Source organism: Phytopseudomonas dryadis (genome assembly GCF_004327355.1).
GTDB classification, from domain to species: Bacteria; Pseudomonadota; Gammaproteobacteria; order Pseudomonadales; family Pseudomonadaceae; genus Aquipseudomonas; species Aquipseudomonas dryadis.
On record NZ_QJUM01000011.1, the window covers coordinates 1 to 18,556 of the forward strand.

Below are 18,556 nucleotides of genomic sequence, written 5' to 3' on the forward strand. Positions count from 1 at the left end.
CTGGAGGCTGGAGGCTGGAGGCTGGAGGCTGGAGGCTGGAGGCTGGAGGCTGGAGGCTGGAGGCTGGAGGCTGGACAGCGTTGTGGTCGGCCTCGCCACCGTCAAGCTTTTTCGTCCAGCCTTCAGCGCTCTTATCGGCCTCTGGCTCGTAGCCTGGGTTGAGCGCAGCGATACCCAGGTGAAACCTCCCCGGGTGTCGCTCCGCTCGACCCGGGCTACCCAGCTGCCGGCCTTTCTCGTCCAGCCTTCAGCCTCCAGCGCTTTTTTCGGTTTCTGGCTTCAGGCTGCTTCGTCTATCAGCCAGTCAAGCCGCCAACCGCCCTGGCTCTGTGCCAGGCGCTGCGACAGCCAGGGCAGCAGTTGCCGCAGCTCATCCTCGAGGCCCCAGGGCGGGTTGCTGATCAGCAGGCCGGAGCCGTTGAGCCGCTGCGCCTCGTCGGTCGGGTGCACGAACAGTTCGACGCGCAGCAGCTTGGGCGCGTCGCTGTTGGCCATGTCGCGGTAGAAACGCCTGAGCTGCCGCTCGTCCTTGATCGGGTACCAGACCACCACCACGGTCTGGCGCATGCGCCCGATGGCCTCATCGAGCGCCGTCACGCAGCGCTCCAGTTCGTCGGCCTGCTCGAACGGCGGATCGATCAGTAGCACCGCGCGTTTCTCGCGGGTCGGCATCAGCGCCCGCGCCACGTGCCAGCCTTCGCCCAGGTGCACGGCGACACGACGATCCCCCGCCATGTTCTCCTTGAGCAGGCGGCCATCCTCCGGGTGCTTCTCGTTCAGGTACAGGCGATCCTGCTCGCGGGTCTGCAAGCGCGCCAGCTCGGGCGAGCCCGGGTAGTGGCGCAGGACGCCATCGGGATTCATCGCACGGATCACTTCCAGGTAATCGAGCAACGGATCGGGCACGTCGCCGGCCTGCCACAGGCGGCCGATGCCTTCACGCCACTCGCCGGTACGGCTGGCCTGATCGCCCGTCAGGTCGTACAGGCCGACGCCGGCGTGGCTGTCGAGGTAGGCATAGGGCGCCTCCTTGCGCGCCAGCAGGGCGAACAGGCGGCACAGCACCAGGTGTTTCAGCACGTCGGCATGATTGCCGGCGTGAAAGGCATGACGGTAGTTCATCGTGGGCTCCTGAACGGATGCGTATTGTAGCCTTGGCGCGGATATCGAGCAGCGGGTCTTGCGTATCCCACGCGATTTCCCGCCCCAGGGCTTTTGCGCCGCCATCACGGCAATCGATGATGCTGGGCGCCCGGGTGGCGCCTGCCTAGACTGGCACCACCCCATCGGAGACCCGTCATGTCCGAGACCCTGCTCAGTGCCCGCAACCTGGCTTTCGAGCTCTACGAAGTGCTGGACGCCGAGGCCCTGACCCGGCGCGAGCGCTTCGCCGAGCACAGCCGCGAGACCTTCGATGCCGCGCTGGGCACCGCGCGCGGCATCGCCGAAAGGCTGTTCGCGCCGCACAACCGCAAGCACGACGAGCACGAGCCGCAGTATGTCGAGGGCGCGGCGACGCTGATCCCGGAGGTCAAACCGGCGCTGCAGGCCTTTATCGAGGCGGGCTTCTTCACGGCCACCCGCGACTTCGAGGCCGGCGGCATGCAGTTGCCCCACCTGCTGTCCCAGGCCTGTTTCGCCCACTTCCAGGCGGCCAACATCGCCACCGCGTCCTACGCCATGCTGACCCTGGGCGCGGCCAACCTGATCGAGGCTTTCGGCGACGCGACCCAGAAACGACGCTTTCTGCAGCCGATGCTCGACGGTCGCTTCTTCGGCACCATGGCCTTGACCGAAGCCCACGCGGGCTCGTCCCTGGCCGACATCCGCAGCCGCGCCGAGCCGGCCGCCGATGGCAGCTACCGGCTCAAGGGCAACAAGATCTTCATCTCCGCCGGCGATCACCCGCTGACCGAGAATATCGTCCACCTGGTGCTGGCCAGGCTGCCCGACGCGCCGGCCGGGGTGAAGGGCATCTCGCTGTTCATCGTGCCCAAGTTCCTGGTCAACGACGATGGCAGCCTGGGCCAACGCAACGACGTGCTGCTGGCCGGTCTGTTGCACAAGATGGGCTGGCGCGGCACCACCTCCACGGCGCTGAATTTCGGCGATAACGGCGCGTGTGTCGGCTACCTGGTGGGCAAGCCCCATGCCGGGCTGTCGTACATGTTCCAGATGATGAACGAAGCGCGCATCGGCGTCGGCATGGGCGCGGTGATGCTCGGCTACGCCGGCTACCTGTATTCCCTCGACTATGCGCGCCAGCGCCCCCAGGGCCGACTGCCCGATGGCAAGAACCCGGCGAGCGGCCAGGTGCCGATCATCGCCCACGCCGACGTCAGGCGCATGCTGCTGGCCCAGAAAGCCTATGTCGAAGGCGCCTTCGACCTGGGCCTGTATGCCGCCAGGCTGTTCGACGACACCCAGACCCTCGGCGATGCCGGCGAACGCGAGCAGGCCCTGCGACTGCTCGACCTGCTCACACCGGTGGTCAAGTCCTGGCCGTCGACCTACTGCCTCAAGGCCAACGAGCTGGCGATCCAGGTCCTCGGCGGCCATGGCTACACCCGCGAGTACCCGGTGGAGCAGTATTACCGCGACAACCGCCTCAACCCGATCCACGAAGGCACCCACGGCATCCAGTCCCTCGATCTGCTCGGGCGCAAGGTGGCGCAGCATGACGGCGCGGCGCTCAAGCACCTGCTCAGGCTGATCCAGGATTGCTGCCAGCGCGCCAGCCGGCACGCCGCACTGGATGCCCTGCGCCGGCCGCTGGAACAGTTGCTGGCGCGCCTGTCCAGGGTGACCCTGGACCTGCTCGGCGAGCTGATGCAGGGCCGGATCAACCAGGGCCTGGCCGACTCGGCGCTGTACCTGAAGGTCTTCGGCCATACGGTGATCGGCTGGCGCTGGCTGGAGCAGGCCATCCACGCCGAGCAGGGCCGGCTTGGCGGCAACCCGGCAGATGCCGATTTCTACCGCGGCAAGCTGCAGGCGGCCCGCTATTTCCTGCTGCGCGAAGTGCCCGGCTGCCAGCACGACCTGGATCTGCTGGAGCAACGCGACGACACCTGTCTGGCGATGGAGCAGGCGTGGTTTTGATCCGGTTGATTGGATTTCGATCACACGGGAGGAACGGCGCCTGTTCCAGGTAGCCCGGCGCGCGGCCTTCTCCCTGCGCCGTAACCCAAACTATTCATAACGACGAACATCGCCTGGTGGGTTACGTGGCGCACTGATATGGCAGCGTCTGCAATAACGATGCATGGTGCCGCTAACCCACCCCACAGGGGATTCAGCAAGAAGCGCGCAGAATCGTAGGAGCCGCGCCCCCGCGGCGAATCGTGGCCATACCGCGATTCTTGCAGCATGGCCGCCATCGCATCGCGCCGGGGTCGACGCTCCTGCGTGTGAACGCAGGCCAAGGATCGAGACGGTAACCGCCGCCAGTTGGAGACGACTCAGCGCGGGATGATCACCGGCGCGCTGAGTTTCTCCAGCAGGCTGGCCTGGGCGCTGCGCGAGTTCTGGTTACCGGTCGGGCTGACCCGCAGGTAGCGGCCGTCGGGCTGCAGCAACCAGGCCTGGGTGTTGTCGCTCAGATAGGCTTCGAGTTCCTTCTTGACCCGCAGGATCAGCTTCTTGCCCTCGACCGGGAAACAGGTCTCGACCCGCTTGTCGAGGTTGCGCTCCATCCAGTCGGCGCTGGACAGGTAGATCTTCTCTTCGCCGCCATGCAGGAAATAGAACACCCGGGTGTGCTCGAGGAAACGGCCGATGATCGAGCGCACATGGATGTTGTGCGACACCCCGGGAATCCCCGGACGCAGGCAGCACATGCCACGCACCACCAGGTCGATGCGCACGCCGGTCTGGCTGGCCTTGTACAAGGCGCGGATGATCTTCGGATCGGTCAGCGAGTTGAACTTGGCGATGATGTGCGCCGGCTTGCCCTCGCTGGCCAGCTGGGTTTCCTTGGCGATCAGGTCGAGCAGGGTCTTCTTCAGGGTGAAGGGCGCGTGCAGCAGCTTCTTCATGCGCAGGGTCTTGCCCATGCCGATCAGTTGGCTGAACATCCTGGCCACGTCCTCGCCCAGGGCCACATCGGCGGTGAGCAGGCTGTAGTCAGTGTACAGCCGGGCATTGCCGGCGTGGTAGTTGCCGGTGCCCAGGTGCGCATAACGGACGATCTCGCCACTCTCGCGACGCAGGATGAGCATCATCTTGGCGTGGGTCTTGAACCCCACCACCCCGTAGATCACCACCGCGCCGGCGGCCTGCAGGCGGCTGGCCAGCTGCAGGTTGGACTCTTCGTCGAAGCGCGCGCGCAGCTCGATCACCGCGGTGACCTCCTTGCCGTTGCGCGCCGCCTCGACCAGGGCGTCGACGATCTCCGAGTTGGCCCCGGAGCGGTACAGGGTCTGCTTGATGGCCAGCACGTGGGGGTCCTTGGCCGCCTGACGCAGCAGGTCCACCACCGGGGTGAAGGACTCGAAGGGATGCAGCAGGAGGATGTCCTGCTTGCTGACCACGCTGAAGATGTTCTCGCTGTTCTGCAGCAGCTTAGGGATCACCGGGGTGAACGGCGTGTACTGCAGCTCCGGGTGGCTGTCCAGGCCGGTGATGCTGAACAGGCGCGTCAGGTTGACCGGCCCGTTGACCTGGTACAGCTCGCTCTCGGCCAGGCCGAACTGCTTGAGCAGGTAATCGGTCAGGTGGGCCGGGCAGCTGTCGACCACCTCCAGGCGCACCGCATCCCCGTAGCGGCGCGAGAACAGCTCGCCGCGCAGGGCGCGGGCCAGATCCTCGACGTCCTCGGTGTCCACCGAGAGGTCGGCGTTACGGGTCAGGCGGAACTGGTAGCAGCCCTTGACCTTCATGCCGGTGAACAGGTCGTCGGCATGGGCGTGGATCATCGAGGACAGGAACACGTAGTTGGCGCCCGGCCCGCCGACCTCCTCCGGCACCTTGATGATGCGCGGCAACAGACGCGGTGCCGGGATGATGGCCAGGCCCGAGTCGCGGCCGAAGGCATCGACGCCTTCCAGCTCGACGATGAAGTTCAGGCTCTTGTTCACCAGCAACGGGAACGGGTGCGTCGGGTCGAGGCCGATCGGCGTGATGATCGGCGCGATCTCGTCGCGGAAATAACGCCGTACCCAGGTCTTGAGCTTGGTCGTCCAGTAGCGCCGCCGCACGAAGTTGATGCCGTGCTTGGCCAGGGCCGGGAACAGCACATCGTTGAGGATGGCGTACTGGCGGCCGACCTGCTCGTGCACCAGTTCGGAAATCCGCGCCAGCGCCTGGTGCGGCTGCAGGCCATCGGCGCCGGCCTGCTCGCGGGCGAAGTTGATCTGCTTCTTCAGCCCGGCGACACGGATCTCGAAGAACTCATCCAGGTTGCTGGAGAAGATCAGCAGGAACTTGAGGCGCTCGAGCAGCGGATAGGACTCGTCCAGCGCCTGCTCCAGCACGCGGATATTGAACTGCAGCTGCGACAGTTCGCGATGAATGTACAGGCTGCTGTCGTCCAGGCCCGGCACCACCGGCGGCGGCGCCACCGGCTCGACCGCTACGGTTTCCACCGGAGTGACCTCGGCCACCGGCAGGCTGCTCGGTGCCGGTACGTCGAGCTGTTCGTTCTCGCTGAGTCCATCGGTATTCATGGGGTCGTCCTGGCGGGACTAGTGTCCCTGTTGCTGTAACAGTTCTGCCGCACGCACGGCGAAATAGGTAAGGATGCCATCGGCTCCGGCACGCTTGAAGGCGGTCAGCGATTCGAGGATGACCGCTTCGCTGAGCCAGCCATTCTGGATGGCCGCCATGTGCATGGCGTATTCGCCACTGACCTGGTAGACAAAGGTCGGCACCCTGAATTCGCTTTTGACCCGATGCACGATGTCCAGATACGGCATGCCCGGCTTGACCATGACCATATCGGCGCCCTCGGCCAGGTCGGCGGCCACCTCGTGCAGCGCCTCGTCGCCGTTGGCCGGATCCATCTGGTAGGAGGCCTTGTTGGCCTTGCCCAGGTTCAGCGACGAGCCCACCGCGTCGCGGAACGGGCCGTAGTAGGCGCTGGCATACTTGGCCGAGTAGGCCATGATCCGCACGTTGACGTGATCGGCCAGCTCCAGGGCCTCGCGGATCGCCTGAATACGCCCGTCCATCATGTCCGACGGCGCCACCACCTGGGCGCCGGCTTCGGCATGGGACAGCGCCTGCTTGACCAGGGCGTCGACGGTGATGTCGTTCTGTACGTAGCCTTCTTCGTCGAGAATGCCGTCCTGGCCGTGGGTGGTGAACGGATCCAGGGCCACGTCGGTGATCACCCCCAGCTCCGGGAAACGCGCGCGCAGCGCGCGGGTGGCGCGCTGGGCGATACCGTCGGGGTTCCAGGCCTCGCGGCCATCGAGGGTCTTCTTTTGCGCCGGCGTCACCGGGAACAGGGCCAGGGCCGGAATGCCGAGGGCCACCCACTTTTCCGCTTCCTGCAACAGCAGGTCGATCGACAAGCGCTCCACGCCAGGCATCGACGCAACGGCCTCGCGCTGGTTCTCGCCATCGAGGACGAACACCGGCAGGATCAGGTCGTTGGTGGTCAGCACGTTCTCACGCACCAGACGCCGGGAAAACTCGTCGCGGCGGTTGCGACGCAGGCGGGTGGCGGGGAACAGGCGATTGGCAGGGGTAAAGCTCACGGCGGACTCCTGGGCCCGGACGAACGGGCGAAGCGTGACAGTTATAAGCCGCCATTATGACCAAATGATGACGACGATAATGAATACTGCGACGGCGCGTCACAGCCATAAAGGCACATAAAAATCGGGTTAAAAGCTGGACGCTGGACAGCGTTGTGGTCGGCCTCGCCACCGTCAAGCTTTTTCGTCCAGCCTTCAGCCTTTAGCGCCTTTATCGGCTTCTACCCCGTAGCCTGGGTTGAGCGCAGCGATACCCAGGTGCAACCTCCCCGGGTGTCGCTCCGCTCGACCCGGGCTACCCGGCTGGAGGCTGGAGCTTTTTTCGACTTCCAGCTTCAACCCGCCCGGTCTTTTGCTGTTTTCCGTGGTCGAACGGCTGTAGCCTTGCATCCTTTCCTCTACGGTCTCCCTTGCATGCTGGAAAATCTGCTGCAGCATTTCGGTTACCCGGCGCTGGTGCTGGGCACCTTTCTCGAAGGCGAGATGTCGCTGCTGCTGGCGGCATACCTGGCCCTGCGCGGTTTCCTGACCATCGAATGGGTGATTTTCTTCGCCTTCTGCGGCACCTACGCCGCCGATCAACTGTGGTATCACCTGGGGCGTCGTCATGGCCGCCGCATCCTCGAACACCGGCCGCAGTGGCAGGCGCTGAGCGAAAAGGCCCTGGTATACCTGCGCCGCCATCCGGATCTGTGGGTGCTGGGCTTTCGCTTCTTCTACGGCATGCGCACGGTGATGCCGCTGGCCATCGGTCTATCCGGCTATCCGCGCCGCCGCTATATGCTGCTCGACGCCGTCGGCACCGGGATCTGGGCCATTCTCCTCGGCACCCTGGCCTACAAACTCGGCAGGGCGCTGGAGGGCCTGCTCGACGAGCTGCATCAGGTGCAGCTCTACCTGTTCGCCGGCCTGCTCGCCCTGGCGCTCGCTATCTGGCTGTACCGTCGTCGGCGCCCGTGAGGCAGCCACGGCACGGCGAATGCCGGGGCGGCACTGCCCGCCTGGCGACGCGGCGTGACAGGACATGGGGCATTTGACGACAAAGGCGTTACTCGCTTAAAACCCTGCAACGATTGCCCGAGGGTTCAGTCCAACGCTCAAGGACGCAGCATAAGTGCCCATCGAGCATGCCATTTCGACGACCTGCCCACCTTAACGAGCCGAGCGGTGCCAGCGCGCCCGCAGGCGGCTCAGTGCTGTAATCAGGAGTGATTGATGAACAAGAAAGTCGCAGTGATTCTTTCCGGTTGCGGCGTCTATGACGGCGCGGAAATCCATGAGAGCGTGATCACCCTGCTGCGTCTCGACCAGCGTGGCGCCGAGGTACAGTGCTTCGCGCCGAACATCGATCAGGCCCATGTGCTGAACCACCTCAGCGGCGAAGAAATGCAGCCGCCGCGCAACGTCCTGGTGGAATCGGCGCGCATCGCCCGGGGCAACATCAAGGATGTCCGCGAGCTGCGTGCCGCCGACTTCGACGCGCTGATCGTCCCCGGCGGTTTCGGCGCCGCGAAGAACCTCTCCGACTTCGCCAGCAAAGGCGCCGACTGCACGGTGCAGGCCGATGTGCTCGCCGCGGCCCAGTCGTTCGTCAGCGCCGCCAAGCCCATCGGCCTGATCTGCATCGCTCCGGCCATGGCCGCGCGCATCTTCGGCGCCGGCGTGATCTGCACCATCGGCCACGATGCCGACACGGCCCAGGCACTGACCAGCATGGGCGCCGAGCATGTCGAGTGCGAAGTCGCCGATATCGTCGAGGACACCCAGCGCAAGCTGGTGACCACCCCCGCCTACATGCTCGCCAACTCCATCAGCGAAGCGGCGTCGGGCATCAACAAACTGGTCGACCGGGTACTCGAACTGAGCCACGTGTGACGATGATCGCCGCTTTCGTAGCCCGTGGTTGAACGCAGCGATACCCGGGGAAAGGCCCCTGGGTATCGCTCTGCTCCACCCAGGCTACCCGATAGGCTGGGCAATGCTCAGGTGCGCGAAAGGCGCGCCAGCAGGCGATCCAGGGCATTGGCGAACGCCTGTCGATCCTTGTCGCCGTAGGCGGCCTGACCGCCACCGACCTGCCCCTGCTCGCGCAGGTCGGTGAACAGGTTGCGCACCGCCAGGCGTTCGCCCATGTTGCGCTCGTCGAACTCCCGGCCACGCGGGTCCAGCACCGCCACGCCCTTCGTCACCAGACGGGCGGCCAGCGGCACGTCGCTGCAGATCACCAGTTCGCCCGGTACCGCGTGCTCCACCAGATAATCGTCGGCGGCATCCGGCCCGCTGGGCACCACGATCAGCCGCACACAGGCGAAAGCCGGCTTGCTCTGCGCCTGGCCGGCGACCATGACCACCTCGAAAGCGCGCTTGAGGGCGAACCTGACCACCTGATCCCGCGCCGCCCGCGGGCAGGCATCGGCATCTATCCAGACACGCATCTCAGACCGGGGCGCGACGTATCGTGGCCAGCAAGCTCGCGGCAGCGACGAAGAGCACGGCAAAACCACGGTTCATCAGCCGCTGCTGGCGTGGCGTGCGCAGCAGGCGCAGGACGCGCGAAGCCAGCCCGGTGTAGCCGGCCATGACGATCAGGTCGACGATGATCATGGTCACGCCCATGGTCAGGTACTGCTCGACCAGCGGCACGTGGGGATTGATGAACTGCGGCAGCACCGCGAGCATGAAGACGATGGCCTTGGGGTTGCTGAAGTTGACCAGGAAACCGCGCAGCACCAGGCTCAGCGGCCGACCGATGGGCCGCTCGGCGGCCTCCGCGCCCAGGTCGCCCGGCAATGCGCGCCATTGGCGATAGCCCAGATAGAGCAGGTACAGCACACCGAACCACTTGATCAGGCTGAAGGCCAGCGCCGACGTCGCCAGAATCGCACCCACACCGGCGGCGACGATGGCGATCTGCAGGGCCAGACCGATCTGCAGGCCCAGTGCATTCCAGTAGCCACGCAGAAAGCCGTACTGCAGCCCGGCCGACATCGAGGCGATGGCGCCGGCCCCCGGCGACAGGCTGATCAGCCAACAGGCGACGAAAAAGGCAAGCCAGGTTTCCAGTGCCATGACGGCGACCTCATGTGATGGTTGGGTAACAAGCCTCAAGCCTCAATAGTGTGGCGAGGCCCCTCAAGCTCTCGTCAAGCCCTATCTTCGCTCTAGCTTGTAGCTTGTAGCTTTCAGCCATCCTGCTGCCTGCGCGCCGCGGGAATGTCGCCGTTGCGCCAGCGGCGCACGGCCTTCTGGAAGAACAGGCTGTTGGGGATCTGCACCCAGGTGCCCGGCGCATCGCCGGTCAGGTCTTCCAGGGTGGTGTAGAACAGGTTGATCGCCAGCACACGGCCGCGCACGCCCGGCTTGTCGGCACTTTCCAGCACCTCGACGCAATCGCCGATACGGAACGGCCCCAAAGCGAAGATCAGCAGCGCGCAGAACAGGTTCGACAGCACGCTCCAGATGGCGAAGAAGGCGATGGCCGCCACGGCGACGAAACCGGTCAGGGCGGTCCACAGCACCTGCGCCGAGACCCCCAGGCGTTCGAGCACCAGCATGAAGGCGCTGCCGAGGATCAGCCAGCGGGTCAGCCCGCGCAGCGGCATCAGCAATTCCGGCGGCAGTTGCGGATAGCGGTTGCCCAGGCGGGTGATGCCGCGGGTGAGGATACGCTGCGCCAGCCAGGCCAGCACCAGAATCAGCACCACCTGGCCGATACGCATCAAGGGCTGGCTCCAGGCGACCAGCCAGGCCCAATCGATCATGTCCGGATTCACCCCACAGCCTCCAGTTCCCGTTGCAACGCTTCCAGCGTCTCCAATGCCTCGAGCCAGCCTTCTTCCAGCTCGGCTTCGCGGCCCTTGAGCTGCGCCTGCTCGGCCAGCGCCTGGCGCAGCTCATCCTTGCGCGCGGCCTCGTACAGGGCGCTGTCGCCCAGACGCGCTTCGAGCACGGCGAGCTTGCCCTGCACCTGGCCCAGTTCCTTTTCCAGGGCATCGGCCGCGCGCTTGTGCGGCGCCAGTTGCTGACGCAGGGCCGCGGCGGCCTGGCGCTGGCCACGCTTGTCGGTCTTGTCCGCGGCGCCGTCCAGCGGGGCACTGGGCGGTGCCTGGCGCTGGCGATAGTCGATCAGCCAGCGGGCGTAATCGTCGAGGTCGCCATCGAAGGGCTGCACACGCCCCTCGGCGACCAGCAGGAACTCGTCGGTGGTGCTCTTGAGCAGGTGACGGTCGTGCGACACCACCACCACGGCACCGGCGAATTCCTGCAGCGCCATGGTCAGGGCCAGGCGCATTTCCAGATCGAGGTGGTTGGTCGGTTCGTCGAGCAGCAACAGGTTGGGCTTGCCCCAGGCGATCAAGGCCAGGGCCAGGCGCGCCTTCTCGCCCCCGGAGAAGTTCAGCACCGGCTCGTCGCAACGCGGGCCGCGGAAGTCGAAGCCGCCGAGGAAATCGCGCAGGGTCTGCTCACGCTCGCTGGGCGCCTGGCGCTGCAGATGCAGCAACGGGCTGGCCTTGTCGTCGAGGGCGTCGAGCTGGTGCTGAGCGAAATAGCCGATCACCAGGTTCTCGCCGCGCGTCAGGCTGCCGCCCAGGGGCTGCAGCTCGCCGGAGAGGTTCTTGATCAGGGTCGACTTGCCGGCGCCGTTCGGCCCCAACAGGCCCAGGCGGGCACCGGGAACCAGGCTCAGCTTGACCTGCTGCAGCACGGCCTTGTCGCCGTAGCCCAGGCGCCCCTCGCTGAGGCTGAGCAGCGGCGTGGAAATCTTCTCGGCTTCGCGGAAGACGAAATCGAAGGGCGAGTCGACATGGGCGGCGGACAGCTCCTCCATGCGCTCCAGCGCCTTGATCCGGCTCTGCGCCTGGCGGGCCTTGGTCGCCTGGGCCTTGAAGCGGGCGATGTACTTCTCCATGTGCGCACGCTGCGCCTGCTGCTTCTCGTAGGCCTGTTGCTGCTGCGCCAGGCGCTCGGCGCGGGTGCGCTCGAAGGCGCTGTAGCCGCCGCGATAGAGGGTCAGCTTGCGCTGCTCGACGTGGGCGACATGGTCGACCACCGCGTCGAGGAAGTCGCGGTCGTGGGAAATCAGCAGCAAGGTGCCCGGGTAGCTCTGCAACCAGCCTTCGAGCCAGAGGATGGCATCCAGATCCAGGTGGTTGGTCGGCTCGTCGAGCAGCAACAGGTCGGACGGGCACATCAGCGCCTGGGCCAGGTTCAGGCGCATGCGCCAGCCGCCGGAGAAGTCGCCGACGCGGCGGTCCATCTGCGCATTGTCGAAACCCAGCCCGGCCAGCAGCTTGCGCGCCCGCGCATCGGCGGTATAGCCGTCGGCGCTGTCCAGCTCGCTGTGCAGGCGGGCGATGGCGGCGCCGTCGTGGCTCTGCTCGGCGGCAGCCAGCTCGGCCTGCACGCGGCGCAGGTTGTGATCGCCGTCGAGCACGTAGTCCACGGCCAGACGTTCGAGGTTATCGACCTCCTGGCGCATATGGGCGATGCGCCAGTCGCCCGGCAGCAGGCAATCGCCCGAATCCGGGGTCAGCTCGCCACGCAACAGGGCGAACAGGCTGGACTTGCCGGCGCCATTGGCGCCGATCAGGCCGGCTTTGTGACCGGCGTGCAGGGTCAGCTCGGCGTTTTCTAGCAGACGCTGAGGGCCACGCTGTAAAGTGAGGTTCTGAAGTCGGATCATAATGGCGGCGGATTCTACCAGAGTCCCCCGCCGCATACTTGGAGCATGCCATGGCCGCTGATCTGTGGGATTTCGCCACTCGGCTCTACGCCCGCCCCGGTGTGGAAGCGGCCGGCCTGTACCTGCAGAGCCGTGGCGCGGACGTGTGCCTGCTGCTTACCGGACTGTGGCTGGATCGGCGCGGCACGCCCTGCAACGCCGAACACTGTGCGCAGTTGCGACAGATCGCGGCGCCCTGGCAAGAGGATGTGGTCGAACCGCTCAGGCAACTGCGCCAGAGCTGGCGTGCCGCCGCACAGCAGGATAAGGAGCTGGCGCAACTGCGCGAACAACTCAAGCGCCTGGAGCTGGAGGCCGAACGCATGCAACTGCAGCGCCTGGAGGTGCTGGCCAGCAGTTGGGCAGCGTACCCGGGCAACAGGCAGCGGGACTGGCTGGACGCCTTGGTCCCCGGCGCTTCGGCGCCGGAACGGGAAGCTCGCGACAGGCTGCATGGCGCCTGCCTGGAAATGGCTACCTAGCGTATAGGTGTTCCCTACGCAGAAAAGCGAAGAGGCCCATCACGTGATGGGCCTCTTCGCTTCAACCGCAACCCTGTCTATTGCCAGTTGGCGGCGATCACCACATCCAGTTGCGCACGCTGGTTGGGCGTCAGGCTCGACTCCCCACCTGCCGGCGCGCCGAAGGCGGCCATGGCGTCGACCAGGTTCTGTACCTGGCTATCGAGCAGCACTTTCCCATCGGACGTCTGGAATTGATCCAACTGATAGCTGGCACTGGAATACCAATTGCTGACCGTAACCTTATCCTGCGTACCGATTATGCTGACCTCCAGACTGCTGCCGGTTTTTCTGAACCAGAGTTGCTCGGCGGAGACGTCTCCATTGAATAGCAGCGTATCCAGAGAGGAAGCCGACACATCGTAGTTATCCAAGGTGTCTTGACCCGAGCCGACTCCAAATAGGTAGGTATCACTGCCAGCGCCACCCGACAGGTAGTCGTTGCCTGCACCGCCCTGCAGCAAATCATTGCCGTCACCACCGTAGAGGGTGTCGTTACCGTCACCACCATCGAGGGTATCGTCGCCGTTCTGACCATAAAGATAGTCGTTGCCCGCACCACCACTGAGGCTGTCATCCGTTGCATAGCCTATGAGGGTATCGTTGCCGGCGGCTCCTTGCAGCGCCACGGCCTTGACCTGCTCGATGCTCCAGGTGGTGCCATCGGCGAAGCGGATTTCCTCCAGCCGGTAGGCACTGGTGCCATCGGCGTTGAAGTAGCCACTGACCGTGACCCTGTCGCTGCTGTCCTGCAGGCCCAGGATCAGGTTGGTACCGGAACGGGTAATGACGATATCGTCCGGTGCAATATCCGCCGCAAACTCGATGGCATCGGTTTTATCCGTGCCGGCGTCGTAGTTGCTGATCGTATCCTGGCCCCAACCCCGGCTGAAACGGTAGATGTCCGAGCCGGCATCGCCGGAGAGGTGGTCGTTGCCACTACCGCCTTCCAGGATATCGTTGCCATTGCCACCGGAGAGGATGTCATTCCCCTCACCACCCAACAGCAGATCGTTGCCATTTTCACCGTAGAGGGTGTCGTTACCGTCACCACCATCGAGGGTATCGTCGCCGTTCTGACCATAAAGATAGTCGTTGCCCGCACCACCACTGAGGCTGTCATCCGTTGCATAGCCTATGAGGGTATCGTTGCCGGCGGCTCCTTGCAGCGCCACGGCCTTGACCTGCTCGATGCTCCAGGTGGTGCCATCGGCGAAGCGGATTTCCTCCAGCCGGTAGGCACTGGTGCCATCGGCGTTGAAGTAGCCACTGACCGTGACCCTGTCGCTGCTGTCCTGCAGGCCCAGGATCAGGTTGGTACCGGAACGGGTAATGACGATATCGTCCGGTGCAATATCCGCCGCAAACTCGATGGCATCGGTTTTATCCGTGCCGGCGTCGTAGTTGCTGATCGTATCCTGGCCCCAACCCCGGCTGAAACGGTAGATGTCCGAGCCGGCATCGCCGGAGAGGTGGTCGTTGCCACTACCGCCTTCCAGGATATCGTTGCCATTGCCACCGGAGAGGATGTCATTCCCCTCACCACCCAATAGCAGATCGTTGCCATTGCCGCCGTAGAGGTAATCGTTGCCAGTACCACCGACCAGAACGTCATTACCGCCATTACCGGACAGTGTGTCGGCTCCGTCCAAGCCGAACAAATAGCTGCCTGTGGCATTAGCGGTCAAACGATCATTAACAACCTGTCCAACTTTTAACGCCGGGAAAACAGCCTGAAACTCACTCAGCTCAGATGCCGACAAACTGGTCACCAGGCTTTGAGCTAGATTGGTAAAGGGCTCAGGCTGCATACGCCCGATTTGTGAGCCCAGAAATTCCAACAGATCAACAAGCCCCTTTTGCCTTGAGGCCTCGACCGTGCTTTCGAAAAGCATAAGGGTGGCCGAAAAATCGAAAGACAGGCCATTTTCGTTCAACGCCAGTTGAATGGAATCAGCGTAAGGCTTCAAACGGGTTTGCAGGAGCAAGCCATCGTAAACGGAAAGAACCAATGCATCGTATGCCTGATTCAGTAATACCGCTTGCCCTGCATTGATAACCAGATCCTCTTCAGTCAGGAAAATCTGCGTAGCAATCCCACTACCGGAACTATTTGAAGCCCGTTTGACTGTGCTGTTGACGCCAGACATCAACTTGATATCGGTCGCGATTTCTCCACCACTCAGCTCCCTCTTCTCCGTGGAGAAATTGAAGAAGTTCTGAGCATTGAAAACCTCGAGCAACTTGACCTTTTCTAAAAGCGCTTTTTTCTCCAACTGTGCAGCTGTAGGTCCACTCGTACCGGCATCCCACTCCGAAATACCGCCCGATGTACCACCATTTCCTGACAAGGCCGGTAACCCTATCTCCCACGAGTAGGCGAACTCGACAGAGGCAATACCGTAATCGATGTCACCGATTCGTTCCTCGAAAGTACGGTAACCGCTGCTACTTGCCCATTCACGAAGCAGCCCATCCACCAGGGCCAATTGCTGTTCGCGTGTCTGTGCCTGGGTATATTGCGTCAGCAGGGCCTGCAGGCCGGAATCCAGCATGGCCGCCTCACGCAAGTCACGCACGGCACCCGAGCCCTTCATGTCGGGCAGATCGGCGACGCCGGAATCCAGAACGATGCTATCGGTGTATTCGCGATAGAAGGGATTGCTGGCCAGATCGAGGTTGGCCGCCAGGCTCTGGTTGCCGTTGACCGCCCCTTCGCTGCCATCGGCGCGTACGAAACTGCCCACCGCGCTGATCAGGTTGCCGTTGGACGTCTGGTTGGCCGCGGTAGAGCCAAGGTTGATGGCCGTTATGTCATGCTCGGTCAGGCTTTTCAGTTCATTGGCCTGGGCCACACCGTCCTGATTGAGATCCTGCCAGACACGCACTTCGGTAAAAGCCGCATCGGCAGCATCGAAGATTCCATCGCCATTGCTGTCCAGATCGCGCAAGGCATCGAAACCATCGGTGGCTTTCTGGCCATTGCTCTTGACGGTATCGACACCGAACAACTCGCTGCCATTGTCGATGGTGCCATTGCCATTGCGATCCAGTACCAGAAAACCATCGTCGCCCTTGACCCAACCGGTACCGGTTTTCAGACCATCGCCATCGAAGTCGAAGGTGATGCCCGTATTGGCGGAAACGGTTTCGATACCATCGCCGTCCAGGTCAAGAGCCAGGGGGTCGTAGCGTTGGACGAAGTTAAGGGCGCCGAGGAAATCAGTATTCACATCGGCGTTGATGCCGAGCGGATCCCACCAACTTAGGAGATCCGCCAGCAGATCGACACTCTTTTCATAGTATGGGAAAACTGCATCAAAAAACTCCTGAGCAACTTCTGATTCACGCAATGAGTCGTTAGCTTCACCCAGAAGGTTATCTAGAATTAGGCCAACAGCAAAACCTATCGCCAGCTTTTTCCGCTCTAAATCTTTTCGGTGATCCTCATACCCCACTGGGTTATCAAGCTGACCTTTCGCAGCATCCCATAAGAATTTCTGCCCATTCGTTGGAAGTAATTTATCCAAGCCCTTACCAGCCAATTGACCAAGAGCCTGCGTGCCAACAAACCCGAAGACTTCTCCAAGATTTTCAGGCGTGGGATTTGAATAATATTTATCCAAAGCACTATATGTTGAATCAACAGTATCTTGCAGTTCAAAAACATGCAGAAGCTTGGCAGCCACTTCACTTGTCAGACTCATCTAATCGACCTCCCGATCATTGATAGCGCGACACAAATAGCACTAGAAAACCCTCCCCCCCCCAGATAGAGGACGACAAAAGAAATAATATTTTTCTCTCCCCAGAGCAAAAAATATAACATCGACAATGCAAACAAGATCACATCGTATGCCACCCCCCTAGAGGAATATACCAACCGCCCCCTCACTAAAACGAAAAACAAAAAAACACGGAAAGCAGAGAATACAAACACCATATATATTGGCATGCCGAATATGGTAAAAGCCAAATACACAGGCAGAAATACTAGAACATCGAACCACCCGGGAAATGAAAAAAATCTGTTCATAGACACCTCACCAACACAAAGACCAGCCATAGCTTTATATTACCCACTACAACTCCCTCATAAAAAATAGAACAGCATTGCTGATAGCCCAATATCCTCAGAGCTTGCCGCCGCCAACCATTTGGACACTCAGCGCTCCGCCAGACTCTCATCCACGTACTGCTGCAGTGGGCTCAGGAAGTAATCGATCACCTTGCGCCGGTCGGTCTTCACTTCGGCGCGCACCGCCATGCCCGGCGACAGGGCGATGCGTCCGCTGCCCACGGCGATGCTGTCGTCCGCCAGCAGGATCCGCGCGCTGTAGACCAGGCCCAGCTTTTCGTCTTCGATGGCGTCGTTGGAAACGCTCAGCACCGTGCCGTCCACCACCCCGTATTTGGTGAAGTTGAAGGTCTCGACCTTGACTTCCACCGCCTGTCCCGCGCGCACGAAGCCGATGTCCTTGTTTTCCAGCAGCGCTTCTACTTCCACCGGCTGGTCGCTGGGCACGATCACCATCAGCGGCTGGGCCTCGGTGACCACGCCACCCTGGGTGTGGATCGCCAGTTGCTGCACGGTGCCGTCCACCGGGGCGGTGAGCCGGGTCAGGCGGTTGCGCTGCTCGGCCTTTTTCAGTTCCTGGGCCAGGCTGGCGCCGCGCACCTCGGCGTCGTTGTGCAGGTCGAGCATCGCCCGCCGCGTTTGCGCCAGCACGCCCTGGCGCTGTTGCTGCGCCGCCTTGAGGGCTGCGTTCAGTTCGGCGATGCGCGCCTGTTGCTGGGCCAGTTCGCGCTCCTGGTCCAGGCGGATCTGTTCCTTTTCCAGGTAGGCGTGCTTGGCCACGTAGTGCTTGTCGAGCAGGCGCCGGTAGTCCGCCGCCAGTTCCCGGGTGATCGGCAGGGTCTGTTCGAGGGCCGCGATGGTGGTGCGGATCGAGCGCAGTTCCGCTTCGCGCTGTTCGATCTGCGCCTCGCTCTGCGCCAGCGCGGCGCGCAGTTCCAGGTATTGCCCCTGCACCCAGTGCTGCACGCTGCGCTGCTGGGCCGCGCTGGCCTGGGGGATCAGTTCGGCCACCGGGCCGGGCTCGGCCTGCTGGTCGATGGCCTGCAACAATAACCGCGCCCGGGCGCTGTCGATCTGCGCGGCGAGCCATTCGCTGGCCAGGCGTTCGACATCGGCCGTGGTGATCTGCCCGTCCAGTTCGACCAGCAGTTCGCCGGCCTTGACCGGCTGCCCGTCGTGTACGTGGATGGCCTTGACCACCGCCACCTCATTGGGCTGGATGACCTTGGTCTTGCCGCTGGGGACGATCTTGCCGCTGGCCGTGGCGACCACGTCGATCTCGCCGACACAGGCCCACAGCAGGGTCAGCGCGGCGAACGCCATGATCGTCCACTGCACGAGCCGCGGCGCCGGGTGCACCGGTTTTTCCTGTAGCGCCAGGGCGGCGGGCAGGAACTGTACTTCATGGCTCAGGCGCGGCGGGGCGTCCATGGCCCGGCGGTTGCGCCAGGCGTGGCGCCAGGCACCGCGGTAGCGCTCGAGCAGGTCGCGGCGGGCGCTCATGGTTGTTTTCCTGTGCTTATCGCGGTGCCAC

At 63.3% G+C, this 18,556-nt stretch carries 13 protein-coding genes; 4 read left to right on the forward strand and 9 right to left on the reverse strand.

The annotated features are described in order from the left end of the window. Positions 1–279: 279 nt before the first annotated feature. The gene (locus tag DNK34_RS10960; RefSeq protein WP_131173392.1) at positions 280–1,122 is read right to left on the reverse strand and encodes a 23S rRNA (adenine(2030)-N(6))-methyltransferase RlmJ; all 843 of its coding nucleotides are present in this window, start codon (positions 1,120–1,122) and stop codon (positions 280–282) included. Between the two features lie 177 nt (positions 1,123–1,299). On the opposite strand from DNK34_RS10960, the gene DNK34_RS10965 reads away from it, so the two are divergent. Continuing rightward, positions 1,300–3,102: an acyl-CoA dehydrogenase gene (locus DNK34_RS10965; protein ID WP_131173393.1), complete on the forward strand. Its 1,803-nt coding sequence runs from the start codon at positions 1,300–1,302 to the stop codon at positions 3,100–3,102. A 359-nt stretch (positions 3,103–3,461) separates the two neighbouring features. Here the strand turns inward: DNK34_RS10965 and ppk1 are convergent, their stop codons facing one another. After that, on the reverse strand, positions 3,462–5,666 hold the full coding sequence (gene ppk1, locus DNK34_RS10970; RefSeq protein WP_131173394.1) for a polyphosphate kinase 1: 2,205 nt from the start codon (positions 5,664–5,666) through the stop codon (positions 3,462–3,464). A gap of 18 nt (positions 5,667–5,684) precedes the next feature. Next, the gene (hemB, locus tag DNK34_RS10975; protein WP_131173395.1) at positions 5,685–6,701 is read right to left on the reverse strand and encodes a porphobilinogen synthase; all 1,017 of its coding nucleotides are present in this window, start codon (positions 6,699–6,701) and stop codon (positions 5,685–5,687) included. Positions 6,702–7,115: 414 nt separating this feature from the next. On the opposite strand from hemB, the gene DNK34_RS10980 reads away from it, so the two are divergent. Both DNK34_RS10980 and elbB read left to right on the forward strand, forming a co-directional pair. Then, a complete protein-coding gene (locus tag DNK34_RS10980) occupies positions 7,116–7,661 on the forward strand; it encodes a DedA family protein (RefSeq protein WP_131173396.1) in 546 nt (181 codons plus the stop codon). Positions 7,662–7,916: 255 nt separating this feature from the next. After that, positions 7,917–8,576, forward strand: a complete 660-nt coding sequence (gene elbB / locus DNK34_RS10985; protein ID WP_131173397.1) for an isoprenoid biosynthesis glyoxalase ElbB — start codon at positions 7,917–7,919, stop codon at positions 8,574–8,576. A gap of 107 nt (positions 8,577–8,683) precedes the next feature. Here the strand turns inward: elbB and DNK34_RS10990 are convergent, their stop codons facing one another. From DNK34_RS10990 to DNK34_RS11005, 4 genes are all read right to left on the reverse strand, one after another. Further along, on the reverse strand, positions 8,684–9,136 hold the full coding sequence (locus tag DNK34_RS10990) for a YaiI/YqxD family protein (protein WP_131173398.1): 453 nt from the start codon (positions 9,134–9,136) through the stop codon (positions 8,684–8,686). Position 9,137: 1 nt separating this feature from the next. Then, entirely contained in the window at positions 9,138–9,770 is a 633-nt protein-coding gene (locus DNK34_RS10995; RefSeq protein ID WP_131173399.1) for a LysE family transporter, read from the reverse strand. 113 nt (positions 9,771–9,883) lie between these two features. Further along, positions 9,884–10,462 (reverse strand): mechanosensitive ion channel domain-containing protein, encoded by a 579-nt coding sequence (locus DNK34_RS11000; RefSeq protein ID WP_131175228.1) that lies wholly within the window; start codon positions 10,460–10,462, stop codon positions 9,884–9,886. A gap of 8 nt (positions 10,463–10,470) precedes the next feature. Further along, positions 10,471–12,384: an ATP-binding cassette domain-containing protein gene (locus DNK34_RS11005; RefSeq protein ID WP_131175229.1), complete on the reverse strand. Its 1,914-nt coding sequence runs from the start codon at positions 12,382–12,384 to the stop codon at positions 10,471–10,473. A gap of 50 nt (positions 12,385–12,434) precedes the next feature. Between DNK34_RS11005 and DNK34_RS11010 the strand changes: the two genes are divergently transcribed. Then, entirely contained in the window at positions 12,435–12,905 is a 471-nt protein-coding gene (locus DNK34_RS11010; protein WP_131175230.1) for a TIGR02444 family protein, read from the forward strand. Positions 12,906–12,982: 77 nt separating this feature from the next. Here DNK34_RS11010 and DNK34_RS11015 read toward each other — a convergent pair whose 3' ends face one another. Then, positions 12,983–16,651: a calcium-binding protein gene (locus tag DNK34_RS11015; RefSeq protein WP_131175231.1), complete on the reverse strand. Its 3,669-nt coding sequence runs from the start codon at positions 16,649–16,651 to the stop codon at positions 12,983–12,985. Between the two features lie 458 nt (positions 16,652–17,109). Further along, positions 17,110–18,525 (reverse strand): HlyD family type I secretion periplasmic adaptor subunit, encoded by a 1,416-nt coding sequence (locus DNK34_RS11020; protein ID WP_131175232.1) that lies wholly within the window; start codon positions 18,523–18,525, stop codon positions 17,110–17,112. Between the last annotated feature and the right edge of the window lie 31 nt (positions 18,526–18,556).